This window comes from Bacteroides sp. AM23-12, assembly GCF_003434395.1.
Lineage (GTDB): Bacteria > Bacteroidota > Bacteroidia > Bacteroidales > Bacteroidaceae > Bacteroides > Bacteroides thetaiotaomicron.
This window is the reverse complement of the sequence record NZ_QTLF01000013.1, coordinates 111731-134636: the sequence shown is the minus strand read 5'-3', so window position 1 is coordinate 134636 and position 22906 is coordinate 111731. Positions and strand designations below refer to the sequence as shown.

Sequence of the window (22906 nt, the reverse complement as noted above, 5' to 3'; positions counted from 1 at the left end):
GACTTAAAGATACAAAGACAACGGGTACTTTATCGGGGGCTTACAAAGAAGTAATGACGTACATCATTCGCTCGCATTTTGTACACCATTCATCCAATTCTTATACATCTTTTCCTTAAATCTTCTACATCCTTGGAGTGACTCTAGTACATCATCATAACAACTCTTGTACTTCTTTCTATTTACTCTAATACAAATAAAAAGCCTGCTTGGCAGGCTAACAATGAAAGAATCAGCCACCTACTAAATAAAGTTGAAATCCAGGTATTCAGTTCTTTCAGTAATCTCCGCAAAATCCCTGTCAGAAGGAGATACAGCTGAAAGCAGTAGTCTCTGAAAAGAGGTTTCAGCATTCAGCTCTTTCAGTTTCAAAAACAGAGCCTGCGTTTGTTCCAATCAGAAGTTCTATTTACTAAAAGTAAAAGGTCTATTTTACTTAAACAGAGGCTCTATTCATTCATCATATTTTCAGCGCTGTTTCTATCATTCTCACCTTATTTGTCAGCAAACTTTAGCTCGGAGGTCAGCAAGCCTAAGCCTACACGTCAGCAAGCCTGAGTCGACGGGTCAGCAAGCCTTTGCCCGTACGTCAGTCAGCCTTTGCCTACATATCAACCAGCCTTTGTTCAGAAATTAAGATATACATAGCTTATCGACTATAAAAGCAGAAACTCAAACTATAAACCTGAAAGAACTGAAACCACGCCCCCGCTCAGAGCACGTCTACGCAAGGGTACGAAATGGTGCCTTCAGCCGCTATCACCTTCTATCAAGGCTTTTCCGAAGAAAGCTGAAACGGCTGAACGCTATTTATTCAATGAAACTTCTAAGGAGATAAAACTGCAAGAAGCTCCAATTACCGACCGACTTTCTCCCGATACTCTGTCGGAGTCATACCGACCTGCGCCTTAAAACATTTACTGAAATAACGCGGGTCATTGATACCGACCATATAAGAAATCTGAGTCATATTAAACTCTCCCGTTTCAATCAATTGTGCGGCACGCTTGATACGCATTTCCTTTATGAACTCGATAGGGGCCAGTCCCGTAAGCGTTTTTAGTTTCTTGAAGAACACCGAACGACTGACAGCCAGTTCACGAACCAAATCATCCACTACCAATTCCCCGTTATCCATATTCTGCTCCATCAAATCAACCAGTTTATCCATAAATTTACGATCGTTAGGAGACATTTCCGGCATCGCAGGCTCTTCCGCTGCACTACTTACGGGTTCAGCAGATGCATGACCTGCTAAAGTCTCCCCTTGAGCAACCGGAGTTTCAGACACCGTCACATGCGTCAGACTATCACGATAGAAATTTTGCAGTTTCTTACGCTGCATCAGCAGGTTCTCCACACGGGCCTGAAGATAAGTCGCACTAAAAGGCTTGGTAATATAATCATCCGCCCCATATTCCAGTCCTTCCAATTTACTTTCTATCGTCGTCTTGGCAGTAAGCAGGATAATAGGAATATGACTGGTCGTCATATCCGCACGAAGTTCACGCGTCATTTCGATACCGTCTTTCTCCGGCATCATGACGTCGCTGATAATAATATCCGGCAGATACTTCAAAGCCTTGCTCCATCCCTCCATACCCTCGGAAGCCTCTACCACCCGATAAGTTGAAGCGAAAATACTGCGCAGGAAGGAACGCAATTCCTGATTATCCTCTACCAGCAACATAAGCTCTTTCGAACTGCTTTCCTCAGCCTCTTCTTTGACAGCAGATACTTCCAGGTCCGGTGCATCTGCGATGGCAGCTTCTGTCTGAAGCGAAGAATTAGCGATATCCACAATACGTTCCATGCTCAGCGGAGCAACCGAATCTTCGAGAATAAATTCCACTGAACTATTATAATGCTCTTTGCCCTTCAGAAAGTCCACTTTAAAACAACTTCCCTCACCGAGCCGGCTGTCAACGGAAATCGTAGCCTTGTGCATCTCTACCAGTTCCTTCACCAAAGAAAGACCGATGCCGGAGCTTGCCTGATTGAAAATATTCTTGTCCACCAGGTTCTCAAAGCGTACAAAGAGAGACTTACGTTTATTTTCGGCAATACCAATCCCCTGATCCTGTACGCCGACAGACACCGTGCCCTCATCTTCACGGATAAAGACGGTGATCATTTTCCCATTAGGAGTATATTTAAACGCATTGGACAGAAGGTTAAACACAATCTTTTCAAACTTATCGGCATCCACCCAAAGATTCAAAGCCTCTTTCTCTGTCTGGAAAAGGAAATCGATGTTGTGTTCTTCCGCCACCGACTCAAAATTATCCATAATCTTGCGGACAAAGGCAACGACATTCAACTGTTGTACCTGCATCTTCATCTTCTTGTTCTGAATCTTACGAAAGTCCAGAATCTGATTGACCAGACGAAGCATACGGTTGGTATTCCGTTCGACCACTACCAGCTGTTCCCGTGCATCAGCCGGCAGTTTATCGTTCTTCAGAACTTGTTCCACCGGACCTGCAATCAATGTCAGAGGAGTACGGAGTTCATGGGATATATTCGTAAAGAAGCGCAGCTTGATATCAGAAATCTGTTGTTCTACAGACACCTCATGCTTCAACCGATAAATGGTAAACAGGATATAAACCGCAACAAAAATAATCAGCAGCACAAAGCAGACATACAGCACATACGCCAAAGGCGTCTCCCAGAAAGAAGGGAGAATCGTAATGTTCAAGATGCGCTCATTGTCCACCCACACCCCGTCACTATTGGTAGAACGGACACGGAATATATAATCTCCCTTCGGAAGGTTAGTATAAGTCACGCTTCTTTGCCGGTCGGCAAAAGTCCACTGCTTCTCGAAACCATCGAGAATGTATGCGTACTGTATGTTCTGCGGATTCGTATAATCGAGTGCAGCATACTGAACGGAAAAGATATTCTCATCATGAGAAAGCACCAGTTCCTGTGTATCATCCAAATCGACTTTCAATATGGACTTCTCTCCCGGAATTACATCTTCATTCGCTACCATCAACTTAGAAAAAACTACAGGAGGCACATAGCTACTCTTCCGGATAGAATCCGGAGTGAACATGAATAATCCGTTGCTGGTTCCAAACAACATATCTCCGCCGGATGTCAGCGTAGAAGCCGCTTCACTGAAACGGACACGGAAACTGATACTACGTTCATCGTAATTCTCAAAACGCTCGCCGGAAGGAACAAACTTACAGATTCCATTTTCCGTACTGATCCAAAGGTTCTGTTTATGATCTTCACGGATGGAAAGCAAGACGTCCGAAGAAAGTCCGTCGAGCACTGAGTAGGATTTAAATTCACCGTGACCGTTTTCGCTGATGGAAATCAGTTTATTCAGTCCCCCTCCGAAAGTAGCCAGATAGAGTTCCTTCTGCTGGGTAGCGATAATCCAATGCACGTCATTATTACTTAGACTCTTCGTATCGTTCGGGACACGCGAGAAGTGGTGGAACTGTATATCTTCCGGCTTTTTGAAATTCTCATCAAAGGCAACGGCGCCTGTGGTAGTACCTACCCAAAGGCGTCCGTTATTATCCGAAGTGATAAAACGTGCTTTGTAACAGACATCAATCGGATATCCTTTCAGATTATTCCGGTGGTTGATAAAGACGGTCTCTCCATGTTCTCCCTGGGAAATATAGTTGATACCGCCTGCAAAAGTAGCCGCCCAGATACGACCATGATGATCTTCATAAACACAATATACATTGTTGTCACTCAGACTGTACATATCGTTGGAGTCGTGCTGATAACGGGTCAGTTTATAAGACATACTTGTGGGAGAAATCTGTTCGGCACGCACCAGACCGTTTCCTTTGGTAGCAATCCAGATAATCCCTTTTGAATCCTGCATAATGAAATAGGCTGTACCCTCCATAGGTGTACCTGTCATCGAAATGGTTCCATTACCTGTCAGATGCCCTATGAATTTCCGGTTCGAGTCGTACAGGCGGATCATTCCGTCCTTCAGTCCGACCCACAAATTCCCCTGTTTATCTTCGCATACCGACCGCACTTCGTTGCTCAAAGATTCATATTCATGCGGAACGGGAGTCAGCATTGAAAACGGTACGTTGCGGAATGTTACTTTCTCCAGTCCTTTGGAGTGGGTACAAAGCCACAAATTCCCCTGTTTATCAGAAAAAGCGGCATGTATCTTGTTAGAAAAGCGCCAGTTGTTACTGCCCAAATCATCATAAAAAGGAACGAGACAGTTCCGGTCACGATCAAAATAGGAGAATCCTCCGCCATAAGGATGTACCCATATATGCCCGTGTACATCTTCATGGATATGAAAAGCGGGACGCGAACGATCGGCGTTACTATATTCCACCCGCATCTGCTCACGCCTTACCACGCCGGTGGCAGGATTAAAATGAACGACAACTCCCGGCTCTTCCTGTTCGAACCATACCTCTGACGTGCGGTCTACATAAGCCGAAAGAATCGGTTGTGCAGACAATTCCTTACAGGTCACGGGAGAATAATGCGTATGTTTGTTTGTCTTCAGGTTGCAAAGAAAGAACCCGTCCGAATCTGTTGTCACTACAGTATTGCCATTGCTCACGGTGTGTATAGAAGTAATGCGGACTTTCGTCGGAAGTTCGAGCAGGCGAAACTCTCCGCCCTGTTTCTGATAACACCAGATTCTCCCTCTGTCTGAAGCAAAGCAGATATCGTCTTCACATTCCCGGACCGCATAAAATGCCTGATTCATGCCGTCTTGTTTCCCTTTTGTCTCCACAAAGTAGTTCACGGGTTGCTGCTCACCGGGGCGTATCATTCCCAAACCGTTATCAGTCAGCAGCCAGTGATTGCCGGCTTTGTCCTGATAGACCTGATAAAAGTGATCGGCAGGAAACAGACCGGACTTCGTTGAATAAATATCTGATTTCGTCGTATAGTTCTTCTGAGGAAGCGTGACTACACGGATAGCTCCATCATGTTCTGTTAGCAGCCAGACCGTACCATCGGGCAATACCTGAATAGCGTGAATGTTATATGTACTACCTTCTTCACCTGCTGCCGGAACCTGTTCGAACGTCTCCGTTTTCGGGTCAAAACGGTGGACACGGTTGTCATAAGTCAATAACCACAGAAAGCCGTACCGGTCTTCATACATCCGGTCGGCACGGTTATTGGTCAGACTGATGTAATTGCCCTGACGTGCTTTATAAGTTTTAAAGTTATAGCCATCAAAACGATTGATTCCATCCCATGTGGCAAACCAGAGGTTGTCTTTGTGATCCTGCAACATGCTCATCACCGTGTTTTGAGACAACCCATCCTCGGTAGAATAATGGGTGAAAAAACTGTGTTGTTGTGCCTGCACTACAGGTGCGGTCAGGCACAAAAGAATTAGATATAAGATTCTTTTTATCATTATTACACACATATTGAATGGTGTAAAGATAATGATTTAGCTGAACTTACATCTATATTCGGTGTTTATTTAACAGAATCGTTCTTTAGCGGATTCCAGCCGTCTTCACCTGCCAAAACCGTTTCCATCTCGTAGCCTTTCAGATTCTTCAGTTGACGAGAGAAAGCTGCGCGGGCTTTCGGATTGGCTCCCTCGCCATGACTATCGTATTCGGCATAAAATACGGTTTTCTCCGCTTCTTTCTTTCCCCAGTTGTGCCAGCCTTCCGGAAGGATATGTTTCCCCAGTTCACAACGGATAAATACAGCCTGTGCATACGGACGCCACGGACGAGACAGATATACTTTGGCAACATCCGGATCAGCAGTCAACCGGCAATCATAAAAGACATATCCATACTTTTTGCCTTGATCTGTAGAGGGTGCCGTCACATAACCATCACGTTTGCTATGAATATGACAACGATTGAATACAGCTACAGACCATCCGAAGATAAAGTCAACCGTTCCTTCGATATAGCAATCCTCGTAATATTGACGGCTGTGCTTGCCATACGTATAAAGGGTATCCTGATAACCGAGAAAACGACAATTCTTAAAGAACGCACGGTCGGCAGATACAAAACAGGCAACAGCCTGTCCTACCGGTCCTGCCGAGTTTTCAAAAGTGATGTTCTCCGCATAGAAATCGGGAGCATAAATGTAGCAACTCGACGATCCCGAAGTTCCCATATTCTCACCAAACACATTTTTCTTATTGGCAAAGTCATCATTTGTCAGTACCACACCATCCTCTCCTATCAGAGAGATATTTATTTTGGATTCCGGAATAATAATCTTCTCTTTATAAGTGCCTTTACGGACCAAGATAGTAGTACGCACATTCTTGCGAAAATCGGGTACTGCATTTATCGCTTCCTGCACTGTGAAGAAATCACCTGTTCCGTCTTGTGCCACTACGTAATCATAATGACGGACATATTTTGCCAGTTCCGGTATTTCCTTTGCGATAGCATCTACAGTCAGCCCGGCGATAGTCCGTGCTCCGTACACATTCAAATGGGTATTATCCTCCCGGCCTTTCGGAAAAGCCGGAACTTTCTCAGGTTCGACAAACATAAACAACTTCTTCGATTCTGCGGGGCCCAGTCCCTGCACCAGATCATGGGTAATTTTGTTCATATCGATAAACGCCACTCCCATCTCTTTTGCCACATTACGCGGAGAATCAAGGTAGGCACCGTGCGTATCGTACAAGACGTTTCCTTCTTTCGGCAGTTCCTGTTCACCCGGAGCACGACGGGCATCTGTAGCAATCGAGGCATCTTCCGGCTGTACAAAATTACGACGAACGATGGAGTTGAACAACACAGGAATCCCTCCTTTAGCACGAGTTTCATTGACGAAACGACGGAGATTGTCATCAAAGGTCGTTCCCGGATCAGTATGGCGTGCAGAATCAGCCTTTTCATCATTGTGTCCGAACTGGATAAAGACATAATCTCCCTTCTTTACCTGGGAAATCACTTTTGCCCATCGGCCTTCAGATATGAAACTTTTGGAACTGCGGCCATTGGCGGCATGATTATCAACACGTATATCTTCTGAAAAAAATCCGGGGAGCACCATACACCAGCCGCGTTCGGGATTTCCACCGTACAGATTTTTGTTAGCCATCGTAGAGTCACCTATCGTAAAGATGGTCAATACGGGCTTATCCGCACGAAAGGCGGAGAAAAGGATAAATACTATAAACAGCAATAGCAGTCTGTTTTTCATAATCTTATTTTGTTGGTTCAAAATTAAAGTTCCCTTATGACTTCTATTTAACGTGAATTCGATATAAATTTGAGTAACTCAATTCTCCTCCTTCCAAAAGGAGGGGAAACCATGCGGATTACTCTTATATCGAACTGATGTTATTTATAAGGATACCAATTACTGCATTCCTTAAATATATTCTGCGGAGTATATTGCACCGCTTCTTTATCAGTCAGCTGTTTAGCCCATTTCACACGTCCGGAAGCATCCGCACCTTCACCCGTGTTTTTAAATTCAGCGTAACGGGCAGTCTTTTCGTTTTCCGGATTCTTCCAGTTGTGCCAGCCTTCCGAACGGATATGTCCGCCAAACTCGCAATTAATAAAAGCCGTAGCAGCATAAGGTCTCCAAGGACGTCCCAGATAGACTTTCTTGATACCGGGAGCGGCTGTCAGCTTACAGTTCTTGAAAACATAACCAAACTCCACCTCCTTCGGAGTAGAAGCCGCGGTAATATATGAATCGCGCTTGCTATGCAATTCGCAATATTCAAACAAAGCTGTAGAAGGGCCGAAGATGAAGTCTGTAGTTCCTTCAATATAGCAGTTAGTAAATAACAGGCGGCTACCCTCCGATCCTGTATAAATAGTATCCTGATTTCCCAGAAAACGACAGCCGACAAACATCAGCCTGTCTCCTTCGGTATGGAGCGCAACTGCCTGCCCCAAAGGAGCGGCATTGTTCTCAATGGTCAGATTCTTAAAAGTAATGTCACTTCCTTCTACCTTTACAGTATAAGTGCGGAAAGTGCCCATTTTATTGATATTGGCATGATCATCATACGTGATGATCGTCTTTTCGGCATCTTCGCCTACCAGCTGCACGTTCTTCACCCATGAAGGAATCACCAGTTTTTCTTTGTATATACCATTCTTTATAAATATAGTCACCGTATAATCCATAAAAGCACGTACCGCTTCCACGGCTTCCTGAATATCCCGATATTTTCCCGTTCCGTCTCGTGACACGACTATTGTGTCTTGCTTTTGCTGTTGTGCACAGGCCAAAGTTCCTCCTGAACAAAGCAGAAGAAACAACGCCATTCCTTTCAAAATACTCCTTTTCATCGATAGAATTTACTTTTGCAAACGTTCGTATTCCAGACTTGCCATAATAAATGGTCCTACTGCTTTCGGGTCGTTATTACGGATTGTTTCATTTATATAATAGTCATAATCGCCGGAACGATAAACCTTCCCTCCCAGCCCCGCTACCGCACAGGCTTTCGTTATAGTCACCACTCCATCTTTATCCACTTCAATAAAATTTTTCAGAAAACCTTCATAACCAGCCTTTGCTACATCCAGATAAGACGGATCGATATATCCCATACGTACTGCCTTAAACAGGCTGTATATGAACATTGCCGAACAGGATGATTCCAGATAATTACCCTTGTCACCGCTTCTGTCCATCACCTGATACCATCCACCGGTCTCCGGATCTTGCAGTTTCTTTACCTGAACTGCTACATTATCCAAGATTGCAAGCAACGAATCTCTTCCGGCCTCATGCTTCGGAATAAAATCAAGCACATCTACCAACGCCATCGCATACCAGCCTAATGCACGTCCCCAACAATGTTTTGACTGTCCTGTCACCGGATCGGCCCAGCGCTCCGTGCGACTTACATCACACGCATGACGATAAAGACCATTCTTCGGATCATACGTATGACGGGCACAGGTAATAAACTGATTTATGACGTCTGCATAATCCTGCGGGCGATTATTACGGAAAGCATATTCTGCATAAAAAGGAGCTCCCATATAAAGTCCGTCCAGCCACATCTGATGCGGATATATCTTTTTATGCCAGAATCCTCCGTCTTCATTACGAGGTTGTCCGGCAAACTGGCTATAGAGCAAGTCTAATGCCTTCTTATACTTTTCATCCTTGGTCTGCTCATAGATACGAAACAGGATTTTTCCGGAATTGATACGGTCCAGACTGTAATCGGTCAATTTGTATGCAGTAATACTTCCATCCTCATGCACCATCGTATCTGCATAAGCAATTGCATAATCTCGTATTTTCTTGTCGCCATAAGTATCGTATACATCAAGCATCGCCCCCAATTCCAGTCCGTGGCAATAGTCCCATTTCAGTCTGGGCTGAAAATCAAGCTGCCAGGATTCCGGGCAACGGATCATCTCCGATTCAGTCATCCGCACCGACCAAGGCAGTTTTTCATCCACCTGCTGCGCCGACAGTGAAATGGTGCTTGACATTATTATTACTAATATCAAAAATTTATAAAAAGAGCTTCGTCTCATGGTTTATTGTTTTAAGGATTATACATGCTATTTTTTCATGCTACGAAAGTAGTGCATTTCCTCCAAACAAAGTGGGATTTTTTAGTTAAGAAGGTGTATTTTTTGTTTTTCGTGCACGGAAACGACTAATTTTGTGCACGTAAACGTCAAAAATGTCCATTTTTGATGCATTAACTGATAAATTAAGAGTTTCGTTTTGGAATAAAGCGGAAAAGGTCGTACTTTTGGCACGGTTTACAACTAATACCCTCTGGGGAAACACAGTAATTTATCATTAAAAACAGAGAAAAAATAGAACAGAATGGAAGAAGTATTCAAGTACATTATCGGTCTGGGAGCGGCAGTAATGATGCCGATCATTTTCACAATTTTAGGAGTATGTATCGGTATTAAACTCCCCAAAGCGCTCAAAAGCGGTTTGTTGGTGGGAGTCGGTTTCGTCGGCTTATCTGTAGTCACAGCCTTGTTGACCAGTAGTCTTGGTCCGGCATTAAGTAAAATGGTAGAAATCTACGGATTGGAACTCGGTATTTTCGACATGGGATGGCCTTCGGCAGCAGCAGTTGCCTATAATACCTCGGTCGGCGCTTTCATTATCCCTGTTTGTCTGGGAGTAAACCTGTTAATGCTGCTGACCAAAACAACCCGTACTGTTAATATTGACCTTTGGAACTACTGGCACTTCGCATTTATCGGGGCTATCGTATACTTCGCCTCCGATAGTATTTTCTGGGGATTTTTCGCCGCTATCATTTGCTACATTATAACATTGGTAATGGCAGACATGACTGCTCCTGCTTTTCAGAAGTTCTATGATAAGATGGACGGTATCTCTATCCCGCAGCCTTTCTGCCAGAGCTTCGTTCCGTTCGCGATTGTAATCAACAAGCTTTTAGATAAAATTCCGGGATTCGACAAACTGAATATCGACTCTGAAGGAATGAAGAAGAAATTCGGTCTGATGGGTGAACCGTTATTCCTGGGTATCGTGATTGGTTGCGGTATCGGAGCTTTGGGCTGTGCCAGCTGGAAAGAAGTACTGGACGGCATTCCGGGTATCCTTGGATTGGGTATCAAAATGGGAGCGGTTATGGAGTTGATTCCACGTATCACCAGCCTTTTCATTGAAGGTTTGAAACCTATCTCTGATGCAACCCGCGAATTGATCGCTAAAAAATATAAGAGTAATACAGGCCTGAGCATCGGTATGAGCCCTGCACTTGTCATCGGCCACCCGACAACGCTGGTTGTATCCCTGCTTTTGATCCCGGTTACTATCTTCCTTGCAGTGATCCTTCCGGGTAACCGTTTCTTACCGCTGGCTTCTCTGGCCGGTATGTTCTACCTATTCCCGATGATTCTGCCCATCACCAAAGGTAATGTGGTGAAATCATTCATCATCGGACTGGTAGCATTGATCGTAGGTCTGTACTTCGTAACAGAACTGGCAGGATTCTTCACGATGGCTGCCAAAGACGTATATGCCGCTACGGGTGACCCGACAGTAAATATCCCCGCCGGCTTCGAAGGCGGAGCGCTCGACTTTGCATCCAGCCTCTTCTGCTGGGGTATCTTCCACCTGACTTACAGTCTGAAGATTATCGGTCCTGCCATCCTCGTAGCCCTTGCACTGGGAATGGCAGTCTACAACCGTATCCGCATGAAAAGAAATGATGCGAAAAACGCAGCTAACGATTAAATATAAGTATAATCCAAATAAAGATTCGAAAGATGAAAAAATTAGCAATTGCAATGATGATGGGTATCGCAGCTATGTCTGCTTCTGCCCAGGTAAATTACAAGATGCAGGTGGCTTGCAATCCGCAAGACGTGAAAACGTATAATACAAACCGCCTGCGTAGTAGCTTCCTGATGGAAAAAGTAATGGTTCCTGATCAAATCAACGTAACTTATTCCATGTACGACCGCCTCATCTTCGGTGGTGCCGTACCTGCAACAAAAGAGCTGGTACTTGAAACTATCGATCCGTTGAAAGCTAAGTATTTCCTCGAACGTCGCGAACTGGGTGTTATCAACATTGGCGGCGAAGGTATCGTAACTGTTGACGGCAAGGAATATACGCTGAACTTCAAAGATGCATTGTATGTAGGCAGAGGCAAGCAGAAAGTTACTTTCAAGAGCAAAGATGCCAGCAAACCTGCAAAATTCTATATCAACTCCGCTACTGCCCACAAGGAGTACAAAACTCAGTTGATCACCATCGACGGACGCAAAGGTTCTCTGAAAGCAAATTCTTTCGCGGCAGGAAAGATGGAAGAAAGCAACGACCGCGTTATCAACCAGCTGATTGTTAACAACGTACTTGAAGAAGGTCCTTGCCAACTGCAAATGGGATTGACAGAACTGAAACCGGGTAGTGTATGGAACACCATGCCGGCACATACTCACAGTCGCCGTGTGGAAGCATATTTCTACTTCAACGTGCCGGAAGGCAACTCCATCTGCCACTTCATGGGCGAACCTCAGGAAGAACGCATCGTATGGATGCAGAACGAACAAGCTATCATGTCACCGGAATGGTCTATCCACGCAGCTGCCGGAACCAGCAACTATATGTTCATCTGGGGTATGGCTGGTGAAAATCTTGACTATGGCGACATGGATAAGATTAAATATACAGAAATGCGCTAATCTTTGCGCAGCTCTTTAGCACATATCAAGTGATCCGAAAAACTTCATTCTTTCCTCGAAACGGGGAGAGAATGAAGTTTTCCGGATTTGTCATATTCTTCCCCCAAAGAGACCAAATTGTTACGATAATACATTACTATGTACAAATAATATGTATAATGCAACGAATTATACATGATTTTGACCAATTATTACAAAAAAAATCCAGCTGAAATACCGACCTTTGTCAGCAAATCAAAATCTATTTAAATCCATTATCATGAATGCATTTCAAAAAACAGGCGAAAAAATGACAAACTACAGATGGACGATCTGTGCGATGCTATTTTTTGCTACTACAGTTAACTATCTCGACCGCCAGGTACTATCGCTCACCTGGGATGAATTTATCAAACCGGAATTTCACTGGGATGAATCACACTACGGTACTATCACTTCCGTATTTTCTATTGTTTACGCAATATGTATGCTCTTTGCCGGTCGCTTTGTGGACTGGATGGGAACGAAGAAAGGATTCCTCTGGGCTATCGGCGTATGGTCTGCCGGTGCCTGTCTGCACGCAGTCTGTGGTATTGTAACAGAAGCGCAGGTAGGACTGCACAGTGCTGCCGAACTTGCCGGAGCCACCGGAGACGTGGTGGTAACCATCGCTACTGTCAGTATGTACTGCTTCCTGGCTGCACGCTGTATACTTGCTCTCGGAGAAGCCGGTAACTTCCCCGCCGCTATTAAAGTAACTGCCGAGTACTTCCCGAAGAAAGACCGTGCTTATGCTACTTCCATCTTCAACGCCGGTGCTTCTATCGGTGCCTTGATCGCTCCGCTCACCATTCCTATCCTTGCCAAAGCTTTCGGTTGGGAAATGGCGTTTATCGTTATTGGTGGACTTGGTTTTATCTGGATGGGCTTCTGGGTATTTATGTATGATGCTCCTTCAAAGAGCAAGCACGTAAACAAAGCCGAACTTGAATATATCGAACAAGACCAGAATGAGGCCGGTGCAGGTCCGAAAACAGAGGAGAAAGACGAGAAAAAGATGAGATTCTGGCAATGTTTCAGCTACAAACAAACTTGGGCATTTGTCTTCGGTAAATTTACCACTGACGGTGTATGGTGGTTCTTCCTGTTCTGGACCCCGTCTTACCTGAACTCCCAATTCGGTATCAAAACTTCCGATCCTCTGGGAATGGGACTTATCTTCACGCTTTACGCAATCACGATGTTATCCATCTACGGTGGCAAGCTTCCTACTATCTTCATCAACAAGACCGGCATGAACCCTTATGCGGCACGTATGAAAGCAATGTTGATTTTCGCATTCTTCCCGTTAGTGGTATTGCTGGCACAGCCATTGGGAACATTCTCTCCGTGGTTCCCCGTGATCCTGATCGGTATTGGCGGAGCTGCCCACCAGTCGTGGTCGGCCAATATCTTCTCTACAGTAGGTGATATGTTCCCTCGAACAGCAATTGCAAGTATCACCGGTATCGGTGGTATGGCCGGTGGTATCGGTTCAATGATTCTTCAGAAAGTGGCAGGTAACTTATTTGTATATGCTTCCGGAACAACAATGGTTGACGGCAAAGAAGTGGAAATGACAAAAGAACTACTGGAACAAGGAGCACAGTTTGTACATCCTGCGATGACATTCATGGGCTTCGAAGGCAAGCCTGCCGGTTACTTTGTAATCTTCTGCGTATGCGCAGTAGCTTACCTGATCGGTTGGGTTATTATGAAAGCACTGGTTCCTAAATATAAGCCTATCGTATTGGATTAATCCGATATAATTATATAGAATAAAAAACAGGAGGGCACTCAGCATGAGTTTGTCCTCCTGTTTTTTTAACCAATTATTTATTCAAAAAGTTCCAAAAACAAAAAAGCCTCTTCTCACGAAGAAGGCTTTTTAGGTTTACTTATTCTTCATAGCCATCCTGTACTATTTTACAAAATATCTTGCACATTCAAACAATGAAGGATAGTAAACGTTAAGATGAAAAAAAGGGAAGTCTCACGACTTCCACAATTCTTCTAACCTTAAATCTAAATCTCTATGAAAAAAACGTATTGCAAAGATAGGGGTTTGTTCAACAAATAGGTGTTAATGAATTGCATAAAGAGAGAATAAAAACTAACGTCTGCAAAAATTATGCAATATTCCGGAGGCTCTCTATTAATTTTAATAAACTTTTATAGAGTGGATTACGCTCCAACAGCGTCGGCACACCTGTCAGCAGCATCTGTTTTCTTGCACGTGTCAAGGCAACGTTCAGTTTCCGGTCAATCAGAATTCCGTCTTCTTCTGTCAGATTGGAAAGGAATTTCAACTGATACGGATAGTTCACACAGAATGAATAAATAATCACATCGCGTTCACTTCCCTGAAAACGTTCTACAGTGTCAATCAATATCTGATTCAGTTCGGAAATGCCGAGAACTTCTATTTCCTTCTTGATCAAAGCTATCTGACTACGATATGGAGTAATGATCCCCAATGTGCGGGAGGCATCAAATGCTTCCGAGTGTTCTTTATAGACAGTTGCGGCCAGACGGGCAGCAATCTTTGCTTCCGAATGGTTTGTTTTAGCAGAAGAACCCATCGGTTCGGGCTGCGAAGGATAGAAAGACAGCCGGTTGATATTTCCGGAATCTTCCAGTTGATGCGGCAGTCCGACAGGCAGCAGCCGACCTTCATAGAAAGCTTGATTGGCGAACAGAGCCACTTCGGGGTGCATACGTCCCTGACGGCAGAGCATATCGTAAGTACGGTGGGCATCGGTATGCTGACGGGCTGTGCGATACAGTCTTTCAAACAGAGAATCTTTCAAGTTCTTCAGTCCGACAGCAGACAGGGCTTCATCGTATACTTCCGATTGTTCCGTATTCTGCAAGACGACAGCCGGAAGTTGCTTATGATCGCCTATCAGGATAAATTTGCCAACGCCCTCTTTTCCGTTTTCTCCTTTGGCACAAAGTATACCCAACAACTGAGGTTCCAGTATCTGAGTAGCCTCATCTACAATAGCCACATCGAAATGCTTCAATCGGAAAAGTTCCGGTTTGCCGGAGATAGACGCTACTGTACCGACTAATATACGACAGCGGTTAATACGTTCGCAAACCTCTGTACGACGCATACAGGTAGCAAGTTCATTCTCTATCAAATGATCCCGATAGTTCTCGTCACATGAAAGCTCGCTTCCCACACGAATAAAATCTACTTCCGGACGAATGGAAGAAAGTGCTTTACAGATTTCATCTACGGCACGGTTAGTGTACGAGAGCAATAAAATTTGGGCTCCTTCCTCTTTATAAAAGGTTTCGACCATCTTCTTCAGTGCACAAGACGTTTTACCGGTTCCCGGAGGCCCTACCAGCAGAAAATAGTCCTTTGCTGCTTTCGCTTTCAAAGCAATACGAGTAAAGTCATCGGCAGCTTCGGCTATCTGCTTATCCAATGCCACATCAAATTGCGGCTCCCGTTGAGAGAGCAGCAAATCACGACGCTCTTTTGTAGCAGACATAAAAGCATAAAGTCCCTGGTACATGCTACGGAAAGTAGTATCCATCGCATCGTGCTCAATAGCATAGAGGCTATCAGACGGAAGTACGGAGGAATTCTGCTGGGTAGCACGCAGACGGATGCAGATTTCATTCTCGTTCAGATAGTCGATATTGCCTTTGAATACCATCTTGTTGGTAACGTTATCCGTATCCGCATTCCGTTCGTAAAGCACGATGGCATCGCCCTGACGGAAGTTAGGGAGGGTGTGCTGCGCATCATCCGCCACCGTTCTCTGAAGTTCTCCGGACGGCACCAGCAACAGGTGGGATTTATGTTCGTCGGCTGCGTGATTCTCTTTAATTCTTAAATCATAGATGATCTCCCCCGATTCGCATTTCTCCGCCAAAGTGGAAAGCCATAAAGAAGCGGCTCCTGTACGTCCCTCATAATCCACATCACCGGACTTGGACGTATAAAGTTCCTTCGTTATAAAATTATAGAGTGCATAGAAGTAGCTTTTCTCTAAAGTGGAGAGAGATTTCAACTTCTCCTGGAAATTATCGATAGAAGGGCGCAGATACGTCTCCCAAAAACGTCCCGACAATCCCCGCTCGTTTAGTACCGAGGCTTTTATTTCTTCCAGTTTTTGTGCCGTATATTCCAGGCTGTTCCGCAACTGGATGCCATATTCATCCGCTACAATCCGGTTGCGCAGATCGATCACACGGCGGACCATTGCCCATGAAGGGCGGGAAGGATAAAGCAACGGATAGCGTGTATAGAGCAGATAAGCCTTTACCTTCCGGTGATCCATCCCCATCGAATATTGCAGAACTGCCTGATAAAGCAGCATCTGCACCTTATTATTCTCTTTCGGTTCCACTTTTCCGCGAATCGCATATTCGTCAGCCTTTCCCGATTTCATTTCGATGAAAGAAGACATATCGCGCTGCATATAGTCGAGCCGCCCTTGCAGGCCGAGCGCTTCACATATATAAGAAGGTTCGAGCACGGCATCCGTCTTGTCCAGTTCGTAGCCGGCGGCATGAAAAGTATCATTCACCGTCTCACGGATATGATCAAAATGGAGTTTGCAGTCATCAAAGAACTGACGTTCCTTCTCCCGATCACGCAGGTCGGCACAAGCAGCCAGTTCAATCGGATAACGCCGGAAAGCTTTCTGCATACATCTCAGATAATCCACCTCCCCTTCCGCATGTATCCACTCATCAAGGAAAAGGTTGGCTATATTTCCTAAAAGCAACGGGCGTGCATTCTCTATCGGCTGAAGACGGGAAAGGAAATAGTTTGCCGGATGATGTCCATAATCACGGTAACATTCTGCCAATGAACTGATATCAAGCAGATAATCCGGTTCAAGGACAATGAACGAAGGGGTCAGAATTCCTGCTTCGTCAACAGCGACATCCAGCAAGTTGAGTTGTGCATGGCGCCAGAGCAACTGACAGGTTTCCGCAAATTCTTCATTGATCTGAGGAATATTGTAACGGACACGCAACGGTTCGTCAGCTATTTCATCCAAAGGAGTCACATACAGATACTGCTCGTCGGAATACTGGAAACAGACGCGCATCCGCTGCACCTGCTTGTGTGCTGGAGGAGCTACGATATAAGTTGCATCCGTCCGGGGAAGCAAACGATACAGTTCCTGTGGAATATCTTCCTCAAAAAGTTTACGGATGAAGAAAGCCAGCGTTTTCGCATCCCGCAGAAGGTGTTCGCGGGTAGGTTCCTGTTGTCGGTTCAGAATGGCATTGGAGGTCAGTCGGAAGGTATGCAGTCTGTTTTGCTCCGCTACAGAAAGCCCCACTTTGGCCGCTACAAAACTAATTCGTGCGGAAAGATCGGTCATCTGCAGACTACCGTTGTGCATATGTAGGCGGCAAAGCCTTTCCAGCAAGTCGCGCATCTGTTTGTAGCCAATAGTCAGCTGCAAATGATCCGCCTTACAAACGGCTAAAAGAATTTCATAAGATTCTCTTCCTTCATTTTCCATACGACAAAAGGGATATTATAAAAATTACATGTGTGTGTCAAAAGTCAGCCTCAATTGAGTTACTATCGACTTTTGACACACACTTGGGGAAACGAACGATAAATAATTGGCTTATCAGACTTTTGCCACGCCTTCTTCTTCCTCTTCTTCTTCCAACTCAGGAACTTCCTTCTTATCCTTTATCATCAGAATACTCATTTCATAGAGCAGATAAAGCGGAATAGCCACAACACTCAGTGTGAACGGGTCGCCCGTCGGAGTGATGATAGCGGCAGCTATTACGATAATGACAACTGCATGACGGCGATATTTGCGCAGGAAAGACTTATTGACGACTCCCAGCAAAGACAACAACCAAGTCACCAGCGGAAGTTCAAAAGCCAGTCCCATACAGAGAATCAGCATCATAAAGTTATCGATATACGAATTGAGCGACAGAATGTTCTCGACTTCCGAACTCAGCTGATAGGTAGAGAGGAAACGGAGTGTCAGCGGATATACCATAAAGTATCCCATAAGCACCCCGATAAAGAACATACCGGTTCCTATGGTCAAGGCTTTCCTGACTCCTTTCCGCTCATTCGGATAAAGGGCCGGATTGATAAAACGCCAGACCTCAAAGAAAATATAGGGCATAGCCGTCACTACCGACATCCAGAAAGCTGTCGACATATGTATAAAGAAAGGAGCTGCCAAATTGATATTGACAAGCTTCACCTTAAACTCCTGCGTAAAAAATTCATCAGTCAAATCGAATTTCTGACCGATAAAGCGTAGTAAGTCGTAAAATACAAAATCATTATGGCAAGGCGCCAGTATTACATGGTCGAACAAATAAGGCATCGCTACGAAATAGCCGATTGCCAATACAAACCAGACTCCGATAACACGAAAAAGTACCCGACGCAACTCATCCAAATGATCCCAGAAGGTCATTTCTGCCATTGCTTATTATTTCTTAGCTGAATCTGCCGGTGCGTCGATTTCGTCTTTTGCCTTATTGATTTCTTCTTTTGCCTCGTTCACACCATCTTTAAAGCTCTTTACTCCTTTACCTAAGCCACGCATCAGTTCGGGTATCTTCTTACCACCGAAAAGGAGAAGAATAACAAGAGCAATAATGATCCATTCAGAGCCACTAGGCAAAAAGCCTAATAATAATAAGTTTGTCATATGTTTATTAATTATAGAGGTTTATTAGTTGGTGCAAATATAAAGAAAAACGGCAGACTATAAAAGAAAAACAGGAAACTATAAACGGGAAACGGGAAATAATTTAAGTATACCCGTTATCATTTACCGCCCATTTATCCATCGTTAACCTTTATAGTCTTCCATTCACTATTCTACTACATATAATTCTGTTTTTACCGCCTGCGCTTTAGTCCTGATAGTAGACTCGCTTCACACGGTTCGAGATGCTGGTCAGCACTTCGTAAGGGATCGTCCCCAACTTATCCGAAAGTGTGGTTATCGGCAGGTCGTCACCGAAGATGACAGCTTTGTCCCCTTCCCTGCAATCGATATCCGTCACGTCAATCATACAGACATCCATACAGATATTTCCTACATAGGGAGCTTTCTTGCCATTCACCAGACAGTAAGCATTGCCACGTCCCAGATGGCGGTTCAAGCCATCGGCATACCCGATAGGAATTGCCGCAATGCGGGAAGGACGCGTCAGATGTCCCATCCGGCTATAGCCTACCGTATCTTCTCCGGGCACGTCCCGAATCTGAAGAATCGTAGTCTTAAGCGTGCTTACATTATTGATAATCGAATTGTCGATCGGGCTTACCCCATAGAGTCCTATCCCCAGACGCACCATATCAAACTGCGCACCGGGAAAACGTTCGATACCGGCTGTATTGCAGATATGACGCAGAATCTTGTGTGAGAAGGCTTCCTGCAATTCCTGCGAACCTTTCTCGAACAATTCAATCTGCTGACGGGTGAAGAAGTCGAATTGCGCCGAATCACTTCCCACAAAATGAGAGAATACCGACCGGGGAATAACCGCATTCTGACTTTTCAGACGACGGATCAACAACGGAATTTCATCGACGGAAAAACCAAGACGGTGCATACCCGTATCCAGTTTGACATGAATCGGGAAGTTGGTGATTCCTTCTTTCTCGGCCGCCTTAATCAGTGCATCGAGCAAATGGAAGTTGTACACTTCCGGTTCGAGTTTATAATCGAACATCGTTTTGAACGATGTCAGTTCGGGGTCCATGATGATAATGGAGGAGGTGATGCCTGCTTTACGCAGTTCGGAGCCTTCGTCGGCAACGGCTACAGCAAGGTAATCTACATGATGCTCCTGCAATGTTTTGGCAATCTCGTATGATCCGGCTCCGTAGGCAGCAGCCTTCACCATACAGATCATTTTCGTCTCCGGATGGCGGAGCATGGAGCGATAGTGATTCAGATTGGCAACCATCGCACCCAAGTTCACTTCCAGAATCGTTTCATGCACTTTCAGTTCCAGTTCTTCCGATACCAGATCAAAGTTGAATACGCGGGAACCTTTTATCAGAATGACTTCCGAATGAAGGGTTTTGAAAATGCCCGATCTTAGCAAGGCGTCTGTATCGGGGAAGAAGTATCGTTCCGGCGTACCTTCGAAGCGAGCGGCACACGAAGAAATCTCCGCTCCTACACCGATCAGCTTGTTGATGCCCCGGCTCTTTATCAGTTGTGCTACCCGACGGTAAAGCGTAGCCGTACTCTGCCCTGTCTCCAAAATATCCGATAAGATAAGTGTCCGTTTCAGTCCTTTCTTTTCCGAACGGCGTACCAGGAAATCCAGTGCTATATCCAGAGAAGCCAAGTCCGAATTGTAGCTATCGTTGATGAGTATACAATTATTCTTGCCTTCTTTTACTTCCAGGCGCATGGCGATCGGTTCGAGCCGTGCCATCCGTTCGGTAATCTGATCGGCAGGAGTCATCAGATAAAGACAGGCTGCCAGGCAGTTCAACGCATTTTCGATGGAAGCATCGTCTATAAAAGGAATACAGAAGATATTATCCATATCCAGATAGCGGTAAGCAATCACAGTATGGTCTTCTTTCTTTGTCACCTTGCTGATATAAAGAGGGCGCTCGATATCCTTGCAGCTCCATGCAATCTCACGGGCTGTCAGCATCGACTTTGCCACACAATTACTGATCAGCTCGTTATCTCCATTATAGATCACCACATCGCAATCTTTAAAGAGTGTCAGCTTCTCCATACATTTCTCCTGCAATGAGAAGAAATTCTCCTGATGGGCACCGCCTATATTAGTCAGAATACCGATAGTCGGTTTAATCATGCGCTTCAAGGCCCCCATCTCCCCCATTTCGGAGATACCGGCTTCGAAAATACCCAATTCGGCTTCTTCATTCAGTTGCCAGACGGACAAGGGAACGCCGATCTGAGAATTATAACTGCGGGGCGAACGGACAATGCAGCGGTCCGGACTCAATAATTGATGCAACCACTCTTTCACAATGGTCTTTCCATTACTGCCCGTGATACCGATTACCGGAATCTTGAAATTCTCCCGATGAGCCTCGGCCAGCTTCTGCAAAGCCTTCAAAGGATTCGCCACGATCAAGAAATTGGAGAAATCGAGAATGGAGAGTCGAGAGTTGGGAGTAGGCTGCGCACCATCCTGCTGCATAGCATTCTCCATTTTCCATTCTCCATTCTCCATTCTCTTAAAGTCTTCTTCCGTAACCACGAAGTTGCGCACTCCCCGATCATATAGTTCGGAGATATAGCGTGCACCATTATTACGTTTGGTGGGCAAAGCAAAGAAAAGGGTTTCTTCCGGAAAGCTCAAAGAGCGGCTATCTGTAAGTAGCCAATCAATCGTCGCTTCATGCTCTCCGACACGGCGTGCACCGATATATTCGGCTATGGATTCAATCGTATATGACATAGTTCTGTTTCTTTTTGAAAGTCTAAGTACGGATATTTTCCGTTAAGTCGTTCGATTTTTAACACTATTTGTCCTAAAAAGCGTTGATACGCTTCCGACTCCGGATGAAAAGGCTTGTGTGACAAGTCTTTAGTAATATCTTCGATGGCAGTGATCACCTGCTTCGTTTCGGCAGAAAAGAAGGCCTCCGAAAAGCGTTCCCACAAATAACGGACAGCCAACGGAGACGGATGAAGCATGTCATCGGCATAATAGCGATAATCACGCAGTTCATCCAAAACGATCTCATAAGAAGGAAAGTAGAACACATGATCCGGAAAGAGCTGTTGCAGGCGGTCGATGGCAAGCAATAAGGTCGATTTACTCAACTGGTTGGCATGCATCCCGTCACGTATATGCCGGATAGGGCTGACCGTGAACAAGACCTTCAAGTGAGAATTGCGCGCCACCATACTGGTTATCAACGAAGTATATTCGTTCACAATCTCATCTACCGAAAGAATCCGGCGGTTGAAGCAGCTCTCCGGCAGTTTATGACAATTGGAGACTACCTGCCTTGTTTCTTTCTGTTCATATACATAGGCAGTGCCGAAAGTCAGCATCAGCCAGTCAAGTTCGTGGACCGAACGGTGAGCCTGCGACAAGCGAGTGTTTATCTTTTCAAGTACTTCCTCCGGCGATGACGCAGAGAACAAACCATGATGCATCGGACTATGCCAGCACTCCTTATATAGGAATAAGTCTTTCTCCTGATACACCTTCCCCTTCAATATCTCCACCAAAGCCGTAGAGACCGACAGCGGATTATAGAGAATCCCGAAAGGATTCATGTCAACGCGAAATTTATTTTCTGCCAGCAACCTGCCCATGTTCTCTGCAAAACAAGACCCCATCAAAAGAATCCGTTCCGCATGACTGACAGGCGGCAAGCCCGCCGGTAGTTCTACCTTTGTTTGAAAATCCATATATTCTCCTTCTTTCGATTGTTTCTCTCTTGCAAAAGTACGACAAAGATACGATATTCCGCTTTATTTTAATCACAAATCTATTCAAGGCTTGACAAATGGCTTTTTATGTTGTATATTTGTAGACCGAAAACAGAAAATCAATGAATAACGGATATAAAAGAATAGAAAACATGGATAAAATACAGTATCATATTACAACAAATACAGCTTATTCCTTCTCATTTTACTAAGGAATAAGACGATTGATATAGCCCAAAGGCTGCAAGCTCTATGAAGTTTGCAGCCTTTTTTGTTGCATTAATTCAATCTATTTCCTACAAAATCTCATTTTAGAGTTTCTAATAA

12 protein-coding genes are annotated in these 22906 nt (G+C 44.8%); 3 read left to right on the top strand and 9 right to left on the bottom strand.

The annotated features are described in order from the left end of the window. Nucleotides 1–856 precede the first annotated feature (856 nt). From DW640_RS12940 to DW640_RS12925, 4 genes are all read right to left on the bottom strand, one after another. Nucleotides 857–5392, bottom strand: a complete 4536-nt coding sequence (locus DW640_RS12940) for a two-component regulator propeller domain-containing protein (RefSeq protein WP_117578334.1) — start codon at nt 5390–5392, stop codon at nt 857–859. 65 nt (nt 5393–5457) lie between these two features. After that, nucleotides 5458–7170, bottom strand: a complete 1713-nt coding sequence (locus DW640_RS12935) for a pectinesterase family protein (protein WP_050547402.1) — start codon at nt 7168–7170, stop codon at nt 5458–5460. Between the two features lie 140 nt (nt 7171–7310). Then, nucleotides 7311–8279: a pectinesterase family protein gene (locus DW640_RS12930; protein WP_011109103.1), complete on the bottom strand. Its 969-nt coding sequence runs from the start codon at nt 8277–8279 to the stop codon at nt 7311–7313. A gap of 9 nt (nt 8280–8288) precedes the next feature. Further along, nucleotides 8289–9488 carry a glycoside hydrolase family 88 protein gene (locus tag DW640_RS12925; protein WP_008760990.1) on the bottom strand — a complete coding sequence of 400 codons (1200 nt, stop codon included), beginning with the start codon at nt 9486–9488 and terminating at the stop codon, nt 8289–8291. Nucleotides 9489–9789: 301 nt separating this feature from the next. Here DW640_RS12925 and DW640_RS12920 point away from each other — a divergent pair, with 301 nt between their 5' ends. The 3 genes from DW640_RS12920 (at nt 9790) to DW640_RS12910 (ending at nt 13917) form a co-directional block, all read left to right on the top strand. Beyond that, nucleotides 9790–11187: a PTS galactitol transporter subunit IIC gene (locus DW640_RS12920; protein ID WP_011109102.1), complete on the top strand. Its 1398-nt coding sequence runs from the start codon at nt 9790–9792 to the stop codon at nt 11185–11187. A 32-nt stretch (nt 11188–11219) separates the two neighbouring features. Continuing rightward, nucleotides 11220–12140, top strand: coding sequence for a 5-dehydro-4-deoxy-D-glucuronate isomerase (gene kduI, locus DW640_RS12915; protein ID WP_011109101.1), 921 nt, complete (start codon nt 11220–11222; stop codon nt 12138–12140). Nucleotides 12141–12399: 259 nt separating this feature from the next. After that, a complete protein-coding gene (locus DW640_RS12910; RefSeq protein ID WP_008764329.1) occupies nt 12400–13917 on the top strand; it encodes an MFS transporter in 1518 nt (505 codons plus the stop codon). Between the two features lie 370 nt (nt 13918–14287). On the opposite strand, the gene DW640_RS12905 is transcribed toward DW640_RS12910, so the two are convergent. From DW640_RS12905 to DW640_RS12885, 5 genes are all read right to left on the bottom strand, one after another. Continuing rightward, nucleotides 14288–17662: an ATP-binding protein gene (locus DW640_RS12905; RefSeq protein ID WP_008764328.1), complete on the bottom strand. Its 3375-nt coding sequence runs from the start codon at nt 17660–17662 to the stop codon at nt 14288–14290. Between the two features lie 114 nt (nt 17663–17776). Next, nucleotides 17777–18607, bottom strand: coding sequence for a twin-arginine translocase subunit TatC (tatC, locus tag DW640_RS12900; protein WP_008760986.1), 831 nt, complete (start codon nt 18605–18607; stop codon nt 17777–17779). A gap of 6 nt (nt 18608–18613) precedes the next feature. After that, nucleotides 18614–18835 carry a twin-arginine translocase TatA/TatE family subunit gene (locus tag DW640_RS12895; RefSeq protein WP_008760985.1) on the bottom strand — a complete coding sequence of 74 codons (222 nt, stop codon included), beginning with the start codon at nt 18833–18835 and terminating at the stop codon, nt 18614–18616. 208 nt (nt 18836–19043) lie between these two features. After that, complete coding sequence (locus tag DW640_RS12890) at nt 19044–21593, bottom strand: bifunctional UDP-N-acetylmuramoyl-tripeptide:D-alanyl-D-alanine ligase/alanine racemase (protein ID WP_008760984.1); 2550 nt, start codon at nt 21591–21593, stop codon at nt 19044–19046. Then, nucleotides 21569–22558 carry a GSCFA domain-containing protein gene (locus tag DW640_RS12885; RefSeq protein ID WP_008764326.1) on the bottom strand — a complete coding sequence of 330 codons (990 nt, stop codon included), beginning with the start codon at nt 22556–22558 and terminating at the stop codon, nt 21569–21571. Before DW640_RS12885 ends, DW640_RS12890 begins: the two co-directional genes overlap by 25 nt. Nucleotides 22559–22906 lie beyond the last annotated feature (348 nt).